The 12,706-nt window shown below is 66.6% G+C and carries 14 protein-coding genes; 5 read left to right on the top strand and 9 right to left on the bottom strand.

Annotation, left to right across the window (positions count from 1 at the left end; all coding sequences use genetic code 11):
* Positions 1 to 151: 151 nt before the first annotated feature.
* Both C8D03_RS13465 and C8D03_RS26960 read left to right on the top strand, forming a co-directional pair.
* Positions 152 to 1,417: a Zn-dependent hydrolase gene (locus C8D03_RS13465; RefSeq protein ID WP_108046758.1), complete on the top strand. Its 1,266-nt coding sequence runs from the start codon at positions 152 to 154 to the stop codon at positions 1,415 to 1,417.
* A gap of 149 nt (positions 1,418 to 1,566) precedes the next feature.
* Complete coding sequence (locus C8D03_RS26960) at positions 1,567 to 2,262, top strand: cold-shock protein (protein ID WP_108046756.1); 696 nt, start codon at positions 1,567 to 1,569, stop codon at positions 2,260 to 2,262.
* A gap of 59 nt (positions 2,263 to 2,321) precedes the next feature.
* Here the strand turns inward: C8D03_RS26960 and C8D03_RS13455 are convergent, their stop codons facing one another.
* From C8D03_RS13455 to C8D03_RS26465, 7 genes are all read right to left on the bottom strand, one after another.
* A complete protein-coding gene (locus C8D03_RS13455) occupies positions 2,322 to 2,864 on the bottom strand; it encodes an MOSC domain-containing protein (protein WP_108046754.1) in 543 nt (180 codons plus the stop codon).
* A 128-nt stretch (positions 2,865 to 2,992) separates the two neighbouring features.
* Entirely contained in the window at positions 2,993 to 3,478 is a 486-nt protein-coding gene (gene bfr, locus C8D03_RS13450; protein WP_108046752.1) for a bacterioferritin, read from the bottom strand.
* Positions 3,479 to 3,578: 100 nt separating this feature from the next.
* Positions 3,579 to 3,866 carry a (2Fe-2S)-binding protein gene (locus C8D03_RS13445; protein WP_181300960.1) on the bottom strand — a complete coding sequence of 96 codons (288 nt, stop codon included), beginning with the start codon at positions 3,864 to 3,866 and terminating at the stop codon, positions 3,579 to 3,581.
* A gap of 10 nt (positions 3,867 to 3,876) precedes the next feature.
* Positions 3,877 to 4,383 (bottom strand): iron response transcriptional regulator IrrA, encoded by a 507-nt coding sequence (gene irrA / locus C8D03_RS13440; RefSeq protein WP_108051625.1) that lies wholly within the window; start codon positions 4,381 to 4,383, stop codon positions 3,877 to 3,879.
* A gap of 252 nt (positions 4,384 to 4,635) precedes the next feature.
* Entirely contained in the window at positions 4,636 to 6,222 is a 1,587-nt protein-coding gene (locus tag C8D03_RS13435; RefSeq protein WP_108046750.1) for a DHA2 family efflux MFS transporter permease subunit, read from the bottom strand.
* Between the two features lie 108 nt (positions 6,223 to 6,330).
* Positions 6,331 to 7,524, bottom strand: coding sequence for an HlyD family secretion protein (locus C8D03_RS13430; RefSeq protein ID WP_181300958.1), 1,194 nt, complete (start codon positions 7,522 to 7,524; stop codon positions 6,331 to 6,333).
* Between the two features lie 13 nt (positions 7,525 to 7,537).
* Positions 7,538 to 7,768, bottom strand: coding sequence for a hypothetical protein (locus C8D03_RS26465; RefSeq protein WP_181301361.1), 231 nt, complete (start codon positions 7,766 to 7,768; stop codon positions 7,538 to 7,540).
* Positions 7,769 to 7,804: 36 nt separating this feature from the next.
* Here C8D03_RS26465 and C8D03_RS13425 point away from each other — a divergent pair, with 36 nt between their 5' ends.
* Positions 7,805 to 8,332 (top strand): TetR/AcrR family transcriptional regulator, encoded by a 528-nt coding sequence (locus C8D03_RS13425; protein ID WP_248308457.1) that lies wholly within the window; start codon positions 7,805 to 7,807, stop codon positions 8,330 to 8,332.
* Positions 8,333 to 8,400: 68 nt separating this feature from the next.
* On the opposite strand, the gene C8D03_RS13420 is transcribed toward C8D03_RS13425, so the two are convergent.
* A complete protein-coding gene (locus C8D03_RS13420; protein WP_108046744.1) occupies positions 8,401 to 9,273 on the bottom strand; it encodes a DMT family transporter in 873 nt (290 codons plus the stop codon).
* Positions 9,274 to 9,537: 264 nt separating this feature from the next.
* Positions 9,538 to 10,572 carry an aspartate-semialdehyde dehydrogenase gene (locus tag C8D03_RS13415; protein ID WP_108046743.1) on the bottom strand — a complete coding sequence of 345 codons (1,035 nt, stop codon included), beginning with the start codon at positions 10,570 to 10,572 and terminating at the stop codon, positions 9,538 to 9,540.
* A 578-nt stretch (positions 10,573 to 11,150) separates the two neighbouring features.
* On the opposite strand from C8D03_RS13415, the gene C8D03_RS13410 reads away from it, so the two are divergent.
* Together C8D03_RS13410 and C8D03_RS13405 are read left to right on the top strand one after the other, a co-directional pair.
* A complete protein-coding gene (locus C8D03_RS13410; RefSeq protein WP_108046741.1) occupies positions 11,151 to 12,215 on the top strand; it encodes a hypothetical protein in 1,065 nt (354 codons plus the stop codon).
* Positions 12,216 to 12,367: 152 nt separating this feature from the next.
* On the top strand, positions 12,368 to 12,673 hold the full coding sequence (locus C8D03_RS13405) for a hypothetical protein (protein ID WP_108046739.1): 306 nt from the start codon (positions 12,368 to 12,370) through the stop codon (positions 12,671 to 12,673).
* Positions 12,674 to 12,706 lie beyond the last annotated feature (33 nt).

The raw sequence follows: 12,706 nt of genomic DNA, 5'->3' as shown, positions 1-12,706 counted from the left end.
CCGCTCCTTCGGCTACGACAATGTCAGGCATCGCCAATATCTATTTGCCCCCGTCCCCGCACGGGCCGGATAGTCGCCCCATCGGCGATCGCGGCGACGCCCTGGGCGGCAGCGGCGGTTCGGCCCTTCTTGCGCACCGAAGACGAGAGCGATGGAACAGCCAGTCCAATCCGCGGGCGACAAGGCCCGCATCGACATGGATCGCTTCTGGGCGACGATCGAGCGCTCGGCTGAGATCGGCCCCGGCCGGCCGGGCGGACTGTCGCGCCTCGCGGCCTCCGACGCCGACCGGGAGGTCCGCGATCAGTTCGTCGCCTGGTGCCGCGAGGCCGGGCTCGCCGTCCGGGTCGACGGCATGGGCAATATCTTCGCCAGGCGCGCCGGCACGGATAACAGCCTGCCGCCGGTGGTGATGGGCAGCCATCTCGACACCCAGTTCAACGGCGGCCGCTTCGACGGCATCCTCGGCGTCCTCGGCGGGCTCGAGGTCTGCCGCGCGCTCGACACGCTGGGCCACCGCACCCGCCGGCCGCTCGAGGTGGTCAACTGGACCAATGAGGAAGGCGCGCGCTTCTCGCCGCCGATGGTCGGCTCCGGCGCCTTCACCGGCGCCTATGCGCTCGACTGGGCGCAGGGACGCCGCGACGGGGACGGCAAGTCGATCGGCGAGGAACTCGCCCGCATCGGCTATCTCGGCGAGATGGAGGACAAGCCCCACGCCTTCGACGCCTATTTCGAGCTGCATATCGAGCAGGGGCCGATCCTCGACCGCGAAGGCATGCAGGTCGGCGTCGTCACCGGCGGCTTCCCCTCCACCGGCATGCTGATCGAATTCAAGGGCGAGACTGCCCATACCGGGCCATGGCCGATGGAGCGCCGCAAGAATGCGCTGATCGCCGGCGCGCGTTTCCTCGTCGCGGTCGACGACCTCGGCTGGACCCATGCCGGCACCGGCGGCAAGGCGACCGCCGCCCGCCTCGTTGCCTGGCCCAACAAGCCCGGCATCCTGTCCGACTGGTCGCAGGCCGTCGGCGATGTCCGCCACCCCGATCCGACGACCTCCGCCGTCATGGCCGAGGCGATGCGCCGCGCCGCCTTCGAGGCCGCAGCCAAGGCCGATTGCGGCGTCGAGATCCTCGACGTCTGGACCTGGGGCGGACGCATCTTCGCCCCCGAGCTGATCGAACAGGTCCGCGCCATCGCGACCGCCCGCGACTACCGGCACATGGACATCCTCAGCCAGGCCGGCCACGACGCCTATTTCATCGCCCGGCATGCGCCGACGACGATGATCTTCACGCCCTGCAAGGGTGGCATCACCCACAACAACGGCGAGCTCTGCACGCGCGACGACCTCGAACCCGGCCTCGACGTCCTGCTGCGGGCGGTGCTCGCGCGGGCCGATCGCCCGGGCTAGGCTAACGATCCGCCGAAGTGCCTTCGCGCCGCTTGGGCAGCCCCGGCGCGGTGTCTTCGGCTGCCGATAATTTACCGTTCCGCCCCCCATGACGGCACGCTTTGCTTGCGCTAGATTGCGCACTCCCGGTCACTCATCCTTGAAGCTCCATGTTCGATCGTCGCAAACCTCCTGCCGCTCAGCCCTTCGTCACGCACGAAAATATCGAAGCCAAGGTCAAATGGTTCGACCCCGAGAAGGGGTTCGGTTTCGCATCGCCGGCCGATGGCTCGGGCGATGTCTTTCTCCACATCTCCGCGATCGGCCCGCTCGATCAGCAGGATCTCCAGCCGGGCGCGACCATTATCGCCGATCTCGGCGAGGGCCGCCGCGGCCTGCAGGTCGTCGCTGTCCACGAGATCGACGCCTCGACTGCGACGCCGGCCGCGCCCCGCGCTCCCCGCGCGCCCCGCGATGATTTCGGCGGTGGCGGCTATGCCGACCGCGGCGATCGCGGTGGCTATGGCGGCGGCGGTTATTCCGACCGTGGCGATCGCGGCAGCTATGGTGGCGGTGGTGGATACGGCGGTGGCGGCGGCGGGTATGCCGACCGCGGCGATCGTGGCGGCTTCGGCAACCGCGACAGCGGCCCGATGGAAGGCCCCTTCGACGGCGCCGTGAAGTTCTTCAACTCGGAGCGCGGCTTCGGCTTCATCGCGCCCGACCAGGGCGGGCCGGACGTGTTCCTGCACGTCTCCTCTCTCGGCCGCAGCGGCCTGCAGCCGCCGATGGACGGGCAGCGCGTGCGCTTCTCGATCCGCGCCGGCAAGAAGGGCCCGGAAGCGGCGAACGTCAGCTTCATCTGAAGTCGTGGCGCGATAGAGATCAGGCCCGCCGGCTCAACCGGCGGGTTTTTTCTTGCTGCTCAGACCCGCTCCAGCGCCCGGTGCGGCAGCGCCGGCAGCGTGACGTCGATGGCGTCTTTCGGGCAAATCTCGCCGGCTTCCAGAACGATGCCCATGATGCCCGCCTTCCGGACAATCCGCCCCTGTGCATCGCGCCCGAGCACAGCGGCGAGCAAACCCGGGCGGAACGCCTCGATCTGGGCGCAAGGATTGCGCAGCCCGGTGATCTCGACCAGCGCATCAGCTCCCAGCCGCAACCGCGCGCCGACCGGCAGCGCCAGCAGATCGAGCCCGCGCGTCAGCACGTTCTCTCCCATCTGCCCTGGCGCGACGTCGAAACCGGCAGCGTTCAGCTCGTCGAGCAGCTCGGCGTGCAGCAGATGGACCTGACGCAGATTCGGTTGCGTCGGATCGACCGCGACGCGCGAGCGATGTTTCACCGTCTCGCCGCAATGAGCGTCCCCCTCGACGCCGAGCCCCGTCAGCAGGCGGATCGAACCCTGCAAGGGCTTGTTGAAGCGATGCCCCGGAGCCCCGCTCAACGTGATCACGCTCGCCGCCATGCCATCCCCCGATTATTCCGCGCGCGCGGTTTCTGGCACGAACACAATGCGCTGGCGAGCCGGACAGAAACGAAAAAGCCGGCTCCCACGTGACGGGGCCGGCTCTTCTGATCGCGCGAGGTTGGGGCTCAATGGCCCTCGTCGAGCGAGCCCACATGCTTCTGGGTGTAGAGTTCGAGGCCGATGCGCGCGATCAGTTCGAGCTGCGTCTCGAGGAAGTCGATATGCCCTTCCTCATCCGCCATCAGGTCCTTGAAGAGCTGCTCGGACGGATAATCGCCGACCTCGCGGGCGTAGCCAGCCGCCTCCTGATAGAGTGCGCGCGCCTCGATCTCCGCCTTGAGGTCGCATTCGATGACCTCCTTGACGTTCTCGCCGATGCGCAGGGCGTCGAGCGTCTGCAGGTTCGGGAAGCCTTCGAGGAAGAGGATGCGGTCGACGAAGCGGTCGGCATGGACCATCTCCTCGATCGATTCCTTCTTCCAGGTCTTGGCCATCTCCTTCAGGCCCCAGTTGTCCAGCATGCGGTAATGCAGCCAGTACTGGTTGATGGCCGTGAGCTCCGAGCGAAGCCCCTTGTTGAGATACTCGATGACCTTCTTGTCACCCTTCATGGCTTCACTCCCCAATTCACATTAGAATGATACTAATGTAGGACGAGTGTCTCCGGAAGGGAAGCGAAAAAGCCGGACCTATGTGGATATCCGTGCGCTCTCAGGCAGCGGCGCGGTCATTGTCCATGACAAGGCCGTCCATCATCTGCCCGACAGAGATATGAACCGAGCATTCGATGTCGCGCGCAGCGCATGAGCCGCACTGCGTCGCGCAGGCGGCGCGTGCCTCGGCCAGGATGGCGCGAACCTCGCGCGCGCAGCGCCCGCAATCCGGGCTGCAACCCAGGCAATCATAGGCCTCGCCGGCCGTACGCGGCCCGGACCCATCAGGGGCGATGGTGCCCTTGATCTGCCGGCAGGACAGGACGTTGCAGGAACAGACGATCATGAGCAGACGATCACGCGTGATGGCCCACCGGCATGCGGCTCTCGATCGTGCGGCTCTCGATCTCCTGGCCATCGGCGCGGCGCAGGCGCACGATGACCTCGACCGAGGAGATCATCATGCCGTCCGGCGCGTCGGGCAGGCCGGCCACCTGGATGGTCGACCCCGGGATGTCGACGACCGTCTCGTCGTCCTCATTGTAGAAATGATGATGCTCGGAGACATTGGTGTCGAAGAAGGTCTTCGGACCCGAAACCGAGACCTGGCGCAGCAGGCCGGCTTCCGAGAACTGGCGCAGCGTGTTGTAGACGGTGGCCAGCGAAAGCGGCTCGCGGGCGCGCAGCGCCTCTTCATAAAGCATCTCGGCGCTGACATGCCGGTCGCCCTTGGCGAAGAGCAGCCAGCCCAGCGCCATGCGCTGCCGCGTCGGCCGCAGGCCGGCAGTGCGCAGCCGTGCTTTCACGGCGCTGATCGGGCAGGAGGCAGGGCTTTTCTGCGGCCACGGAATATGATCCGCCATGACCCGCTGCTGGTCCTGATCCTTCAGGGACGAAACGCTCATCGAAAACGCCTTCCACTATGCCGGCTGACCGGTCGTAGTTTAGAAATCATCTAAACTACTGATATCATTGTTATATTTGTCGCAAAGACGTTCCCGTGTCAATCTTCGCGGGTGCGGCACGGTGTCGTCGCGAGCGCAGCGAAGCCATCCCTAGCGGGATCGCGTCTCCGTCTGAATGGCCGCGCCGCGCTCGCGATGACGACCGGCTGCTCAGTGTCCTCCGCCGCCGCCCGGCGCCGCGGCCGGAGGCTTGCGCATGAACAGCGCCAGCAGCACGAGGCTGCCGAAGATGAAGGTCAGGGCGAGGAAGACATCGCCGAAGGCCATGATCAGCGCCTGCTTGTGGGCGCGCTGGTTGATCAGGGCGAGCGCCATCTGTTCGGCGGCATCGCCATAGTCGAGGAAGCGCTGCATCGTCTGGGCGATGGCCTCCTCCGCCACCTGCCGGCCGGCGGCGACGCTCTCGTGCAGCCGGGTGATGTGCAGGTCAGTGCGGCTGTTGAGCATCGTGTTGATCACGGCCAGCCCGACCGCGCCGCCCAGATTCCGCGTGAGGTTGTAGAGGCCCGACGCGTTCTTGAGCTGCGCCGGCGGCAGCGTGCCGAGCGCGAGATTGTTGATCGGCACCATGCACAGCATCAGCGAGACGCCGCGCAGGATCTGGGGGATCAGCAACTCGTGGAAATCCCAGTCGGAGGTGATGCCGCTCGCGATATACGTCCCCAGTGCGAAGCCGGCGAAGCCGATCATCATCTGCACGCGCGGGTCGATCTTCTGCGAGAGCTTGCCGGCAATCGGCGCCGTCAGGAACATGAAGAGCCCCGTGACGAACATGGTCTCGCCGATCTGCAGCGCGTCATAGCCTCGGATGCGCCCGAGATAGACCGGGTAGAGATAGGTCAGCCCGTAGAGTCCGATGCCCATGCAGAATGAGAACAGCGAGCCGAAGGCGAAGTTGCGGTTGGTGAAGGCGTAGAGATCGACCAGCGGATCGTCCCGGGTCAGCGCGCGCCAGAAGAACAGCACCGCTCCAGCCAGCATCAGGACCGTGAAGAACACGATCTCGGGGCTCTCGAACCAGTCGAGCCGCGTCCCCTCCTCCAGCACATATTCGAGGCTGCCGAGGAAACCGGCCATGCCGAGCAGGCCGAGCCAGTCGAAGCGCTTCAGCAGCCCCTTCTGCGGCTTGTCGAAATCGATCAGTGTCCAGGCGGCGATCGAGACGCAGATGCCGGGCACGACATTGACGAGGAAGAGCCAGTGCCAGGAGAAGGCGCTGCTGAGATAGCCGCCGACCGTCGGGCCGATGGTCGGCGCGAGCGTCGCCACGAGCCCGATCAGCGGCGAGACGATCGGGCGCTTCGAGGCCGGAAAGATCGTGAAGGCAGCGGCGAAGACACCGGGAATCATGCCGCCGCCGATGAAGCCCTGCACGGCGCGCCACAGGATCATCTCGTTGATCGAGGACGATGTAGCACACAGCACGCTGGCGATGGTGAAGCCCGCAGCCGCAATGGTGAAGAACACGCGCGTCGACAACGCCCGGCTGAGATAGCCCGATAGCGGAATCATGATCACTTCCGCGATCAGATAGGCCGTCTGCACCCAGGCGATCTCGTCCGCGGACGCCGACAGCCCCGCCTGGATCTCGGCCAGCGAGGCCGAGACGATCTGGATATCGAGGATCGCCATGAACATGCCGAAGATCATCGCCACGAAGGCGAAGATCCGGCGCAACGGGATGGCATCCTCGGCCGGCGGGACGCCGGCTGCGCTGGTTAGGGTCGCGGTGGCCATGATGGCCTCCCATTGCCTCGGTCATGAGTAACCCAGCCCTCAACCGAGGAGCGCCTCCGCAAGGAATGCGTCTCGAAGGATGAGGGCTGGGGTGAAGGGATCTTTCTGTCAGCGCTCGCTCGCGGGCCGCGGATCGATCTTCACCACCACCGACATGCCCGGCCGCAGCACATGGCGCCCGGCCGCTTCCGGCGCCAGCGCAATGCGCACCGGCACGCGCTGGACGATCTTGGTGAAGTTGCCGGTCGCGTTGTCCGGCGGCAACAGCGTGAAGACAGAGCCGGTGCCACCGGCGATGCCGCTGACCTTGCCCTGGAAGACCTGGCCTGGCAGCGCATCGACGGTGATCGTCGCGCGGTCGCCGATCTTCAGCGGGCCGACCTGCGTCTCCTTGAAATTGGCGTCGACATAAACCTGGTCTAGCGGGACGATCGACATCAGCCGCTTGCCGGCGCTGACGAGATCGCCGATCTGGACATTGGTGTTGGCGACGAGCCCGTCGATCGGCGCGTTGACCTTGGTGAAGCTCAGATCGCGCTCGGCCTTCTGTTCCGCCACCCTGAGTTCGTCCACCTGCCGCGCGCCCTCGATGCGCTGCGCCTTCAGCACCTCGATATTCGCCTGGGCCGCCGAGACGCCGGCCTGGGCGCTGCCTAACGAGGCCCTCGCCTGATCGCGCGCGGCCGTCGCTGCGTCGAGTGTCGCCTGCGAGCCGAAGGACTTGGCCGCGAGGCTGCTGGCGCGCGCGAAATCCGCGACGGTGCGCGTGACCCCCGCCTGGGCCGAGGTCTGCTGCGCCAGCGCCTGCAGCAGGCTGGCGCGGCCGGCCTCGATCTGGCTGTCGATGCGCGCGAGCGTCGCGGTGGCCGTCGCGCTCTTGGCACGGGCGCTCTCCAGCGCCAGGCGCCAATCGCCGTCGTCGAGCGCGACTAGCGGCTGGCCGGCCTTGACCTCCTGGTTCTGGGTCACGGAGACGGACGCGATATTGGCCGCGAGCTTGGCCGAGATCGTCGCCATCTCGGCGCCGACATAGGCATCGTCGGTCGAGACGATGAAGCGACCATTGAGCCACCAGCCACCGCCGAACCAGAGGCCGGCACCCACTGCCGCCGTGCCGAGCAGCATCAACCCGGCGCGTCGCAGCGTCATGGCCTTCGGCAACGGGGCAGCCGGTGTCGTGGTTCGCGTGGGCGCTTCCTCCGCGCTGCGCCGCAACTCTGCCGGCGGCTGCGTGGTCTCGAGCGCCGGATCGACGAGTTGGAGTCGGTCGCTGCGCAGGCGGGTAATGATATCGGCAACCATGGCCTGGTCCTGATCAAAACAATTCGAACCAGTCGGTTCGATTGAACTTGAAATAGCGCGGCGCTTCGCGCATATCAAGCCGCATCGAACCGTTTGGTTCGATTCTTTTTTCAAGCACGCCGTCTGGCTGCCGGATGAGACAATGAACCAAACTGCTAAGCTGATCGTTAAACCCGCCGCGCGCAATCGCCGCGTCGCGGGCATGGACCCCGACAAACGCCGCCAGATTCTCGACGGCGCGCATGCTGTCTTCACAGCGCAGGGCTTCGACGCGGCAAGCATGAACGAGATCGCGGCGGCGGCCGGAGTCTCGAAGGGCACGCTCTATGTCTATTTCGCCGACAAGGAGCATCTCTTCGTCGCCTTGATCGAGCGCGAGCGCGAGATGCAGAAGCAGGGCGTCTATGCAGCCTTGAGCGACGATCCCGATCTCGGCCATGCCCTCGCCAGCTTCGGCGAGGGGCTCGTGCAACTCCTCTGCGGCGATTTCGCGGTCAGCGCGCATCGCATCGTGATCGGCGTCGCCGAGCGGATGCCGGATCTTGGCCGCGAGTTCTACGAGCGAGGCCCCAAGCAGGGCGCCCATCGCCTGTCGCAGTTCCTCGCCGACAAAGTCGAGCGAGGCCTGCTGTCGATCGACGACACCTATCTCGCCGCCGTGCAGTTCATCGATCTCTGCCAGTCGACGATGCTGCGGCCGCGCCTGTTCAACGCCCATCGCGAGCCGCCGTCGCAGGCGGAGATTGCGCGCGTCGTCGCCTCCGCGGTCGAGATGTTCCTCGCGCGCTACGGCACGCCGAGACGATAAGTCATCCGTCCGGGGCGTGGGGCGTGCTTTTGAGAAAAGCCGGCGCGACGGAACGGGAGATCCGTGGCTCAGCCCGGAAACTTCGCCCGGATCCGTTCGCGATGCGCGGTATAAAGGCCCGAGCCAGCGATGATGACGGCGCCGACCAGCGTCCAGACATCCGGCAGCACGGTGAAGATCAGGAAGCCGAAGAGCGAAGCCCAGAGCAGCTGTATGTAGGAGAAGGGCGCGAGCAGCGAAGCGTCGGCGTGGCGATAGGCCAGGACGATCAGCCAGTGCCCAACAGTCGACGAGGCGCCGACGAAGATTCCCATCAGCAGAATCACCGGCGTCACCGGTCCCCACAGGAACGGCATCGCTAGGCTGGTCAGGCCGAACCCGATCGTCGCCGAATAGGTCAGCGTCGCGAGCGGGCTCTCCGTCCTGCTCATCATCCGCGTCATGATCATCGCGAAAGCCCAGGCGAACGCGGAAATCACCGCCAGCAGCGAAGCGATGTGGAAGCCTGCCCCACCGGGCCGCACCACTATGACGACCCCGACGAAGCCGATCAGCGTCGCCGTCCAGCGCCGCCAGCCGATCGTCTCCCCGAGAATCGGGATCGACAGCGCGGTGACGAAAAGCGGGGCGACGAAGCCGGTCGCCGTCGCATCCGCGAGCGGCATATAGCGCAGCGCCGTCACAAAGAAGATCGAGGAGGCCAGCACGCCGATGCCGCGCAGGAACTGCAGCATCGGCCGCTGCGTCCGGAGCCGTTCGATGCCGCCGCGGCGCCAGACGATCGCCAGCATGATCACGCTGAAGGTGCCATAGCGCAGCCATGCCACCTGCAGCGGCGGGATCTCGAGCGTCAGGAGCTTCGAGACCATGTCGGCCGAGGTCAGGAAGATGCTCGCGAGCAGGACGAGCGCGATGCCGCGAAACGGCGCATCATGACGCATGGGCGGCGTCGGCTCGGCCCTGGGCAGCGGCGGCGGTTCGGGATGGGGAGCGTTTGGCAAGTCAACGTCGTGTCGCAAGGGAGCCGCGACACTAGTCGATTTGCTCGGCGACGGTTGCGCAAAGATCGAACGACCTGCATGCAGCAACGCACCGCAGGCCGGGCCTCACCGCCGCGGCTCACGCCATCGTGACACTCGCCTCCGGAAACGAAAAAGGCGGGCCGCAAAGCCCGCCTCGTTCAAGGGATGCCGGAGCGGGCCGCCTCAGGCCGCCTTCTGCCGCGGCTGGATCAGCTTGCGATTGACCAGCACTTCGGCGATCTGCACCGCGTTCAGCGCCGCGCCCTTGCGGAGGTTGTCGGAGACGCACCAGAAGGCGAGGCCGTTCTCGACCGTATTGTCCTCGCGGATGCGCGAGATATAGGTCGCGTCCTCGCCGGCCGCCTCGTGCGGGGTGATGTAGCCACCGGGCTCGTGCTTGTCGATGACGAGGATGCCGGGCGCCGCGCGCAGGACCTCGCGTGCCTCGTCGGCCGTCACCGGCTTCTCGCACTCGATGTTGACGCTTTCGGAATGGCTGATGAAGACCGGCACGCGCACGCAAGTCGCGGTCAGCTTGATGCTCTTGTCGAGGATCTTCTTGGTCTCCGCCATCATCTTCCACTCTTCCTTGGTGAAGCCGTCCTCCATGAAGACGTCGATCTGCGGAATAAGGTTGAAGGCGATGCGCTTGGGGAACTTCTTGGTGACCATCTCGCCTGCGGCGAAGATCGAGCGCGTCTGGTTGAAGAGCTCGTCCATCGCCTCCTTGCCGGCGCCAGAGACCGATTGGTAGGTCGAGACCACGACGCGCTTGATGACGTAGCGGTCGTGCAGCGGCTTCAGCGCGACGACGAGCTGCGCAGTCGAGCAGTTCGGGTTGGCGATGATGTTCATCTTGGTGAAGCCGGCCGCGGCGGCGGCGTTCACCTCCGGCACGATCAGCGGAACATCCGGATGCATGCGCCAGGCCGAGGAGTTGTCGATCACGACGCAGCCCTGCGCGCCGATCTTGGGCGACCATTCCTTCGAGACTTCGCCACCAGCCGACATCAGGCAGATGTCCGTGTCGGAGAAGTCGTAATGCTCCAGCGCCTTGACCTTCAGCGTCCGGTCGCCGAACGAAACCTCGGTGCCGATCGACCGCGAGGAGGCGAGCGCCACGACCTCGCTGACCGGGAAGGCGCGCTCGGCCAGGATGTCCAGCATCTCGTGGCCCACATTGCCGGTAGCGCCGACGATCGCGACCTTGAAGCTCATGGTGATGATCCTTTTGGATGAAACCGGTTTTGGTCTCCCCCTGGGCGCCGTCCGTCTCGGGATCGAGGCGGGTTCGGCATCATGCCCCCGCCGGGGGGGAGGGTCCCGGAACCGAGGCGAAATTCAGCGTGGCGTCCCGGTGGTCCCGGTCGCCGGTTTGGTCGTGCGTTTCGTCGTAAGACGGACAGTCACAGGGCCAATTCCGCAAGGCTGAAGCTTCGCAGTGCCATCCAGGGCGCTCGCCCCGCATGCCACGACGATGTGAGAACACCGTAGACGGTCAAAAGTCAATCTGGCCGTGACCGGGCCTGTCGGCCCCGGACCAGCTCCGGCTCGCATTAACCCTGCCTGTTGACCGCCCGTTCACGCTAAGCGGCGATTCCCCCGCCGCGGTAACCGCCCGCTGACCCGCCTGCCCTCACCCTCGGCGCCGGTGAGGACGACCGCGCTGCTGGGGAGCAACGCGGAAACGCGGGTTCGGCGTCTTGTCAGGTCATATCGCATCGCTTCTGCGCGACCGGCTCAGGCTCTCCTGGCCAGTCATTCCGCATCTCCGGCCAGGGCTGGACGGTGGCTGGTTGAACGGCCGTTGGCCGCTCGGCGACCGGTTGGCCGGCATATGGCCGCGCCTCGCGACGATCGACCTTGCCGCCGCCCTGATCCACCTTGCCGATGGCATCGAGACCGGCTTCGGCTATCTTTGGCGCGGCCTCGCCGGCCTGTGGCGCAGTCTTGCCGGCCTGCGGCATCTGCGCGTCCTGCTGCGCGTGCCAAGCCTGCGCCTCACCAGCGGGCTGGTCTGGCGCAGCATCGCCGCCGCGACCGGCATCGGGCTGACCGCCACGCTCGTCACCGCCCTGTCGTCCAAGAGCGAGGCGACGATCGCCAGCCTGACCCTGCCGGCGGCGCCGGAAACCCGTCCTGTCCGCAACGTCTGGCAGGAGCCGCGGCAGAACCTCAGCGGCCGGGAGAACTGGATCGCCATCACCAGACCGATTCCGATGTTCGGTCTGGAATCGCCCGAGCTCGACCGCTCCTCCGCTACCCTTGAGGCGCGCCGCAGCGCGGACGGCTCGCAGCGCGAGGACATTCTGGGTTTCGGCGGCTTCGCCGAGCCGAAGCCGCATCTGCTGCTGCGCCTGACCGTGGAGCATGGCCGCGGCGATCTCTCCCAGCCCTTCATCATCGCATTGGTGCGCGAGGCCGCCTCGCGCGCGATGTCGGTGCAGCGCAGTGGCACGCCGACGGCGATCCAGACGCGCTTCGGCCCGGTCGAGACCGCCGACGCGACGCTGAACGACGGCGAGGCCAGCAGGCCCTGCATCGCGTTCCGGATGGATAGCGGCGCCCTGCCGCTCTCGCTGGCCGGCTGGTGGTGCGGCGGCGACGGCAAGCCCGCCGACCGGCAGCAACTGGTCTGCCTGATCGACCGCATCGACCTGCTCAATGCCGGCGACGATCGCACCCTGCGCACCGCCTTCGCCCGCACGGAGCTGAGCCGGCAGCCCGGCTGTGCACCCCCGCGCCTCTCCGCCTCCGGCCGCAAGGTCTCCTGGCTCGACGCCGACGGCTCAACGCCGGCGCTGCGCACCAAGAGCGCAGCGGCCAGCCCCGCGAAGCCGCAGCCGCAGCCGAAGCGCTGATCGCGTCACTTTGCCGGGGCGCGAGGGCCTTCCGAAGCGCTTGTCGCTTTGGTCGCGCTGACAAAATCGTTAACTACGGTAGTCTACTCTTCACCGTGAAGTTTTCGTCCCCACATCAAGCGGGTTGCCGCTGTTCCGGAGATCTCGTCGCCATGGCTTCGCTCAAGCGTCTTGCCGCCGTTTTTGCCATCTCCATCGCGGCGTCGACCGTTCTGGCCACGATCGCGGAGGCGCAGAGCCGCCGCGGCCCGCTGCGCATCACCGTCCAGAAGCGCAGCTATTTCGACCTCGGCAACGTCGTCCCTGTCGGCTCGATGAACCGCTATGCCAGCCAGCATTTCGCCTCGGCCCCGGCCTATTCCAACACCGGCAGCTTCTATGGCGAGGAGACCCTGCCCGGCCGCATCGGCGCCGGCGCAAATCCGTTCGCCAACACCTTCGAGACGCCGCGCTTCTGAGCGGACGGCGTCATGGTCGGGTTCGACCCGGCC

Origin of the sequence: Bosea sp. 124 (genome assembly GCF_003046175.1) — a bacterium.
In the GTDB taxonomy this organism is placed as follows: Bacteria; Pseudomonadota; Alphaproteobacteria; order Rhizobiales; family Beijerinckiaceae; genus Allobosea.
Note: the sequence above shows the minus strand (reverse complement) of the source record. Positions and strands in the feature narration are given on the sequence as shown.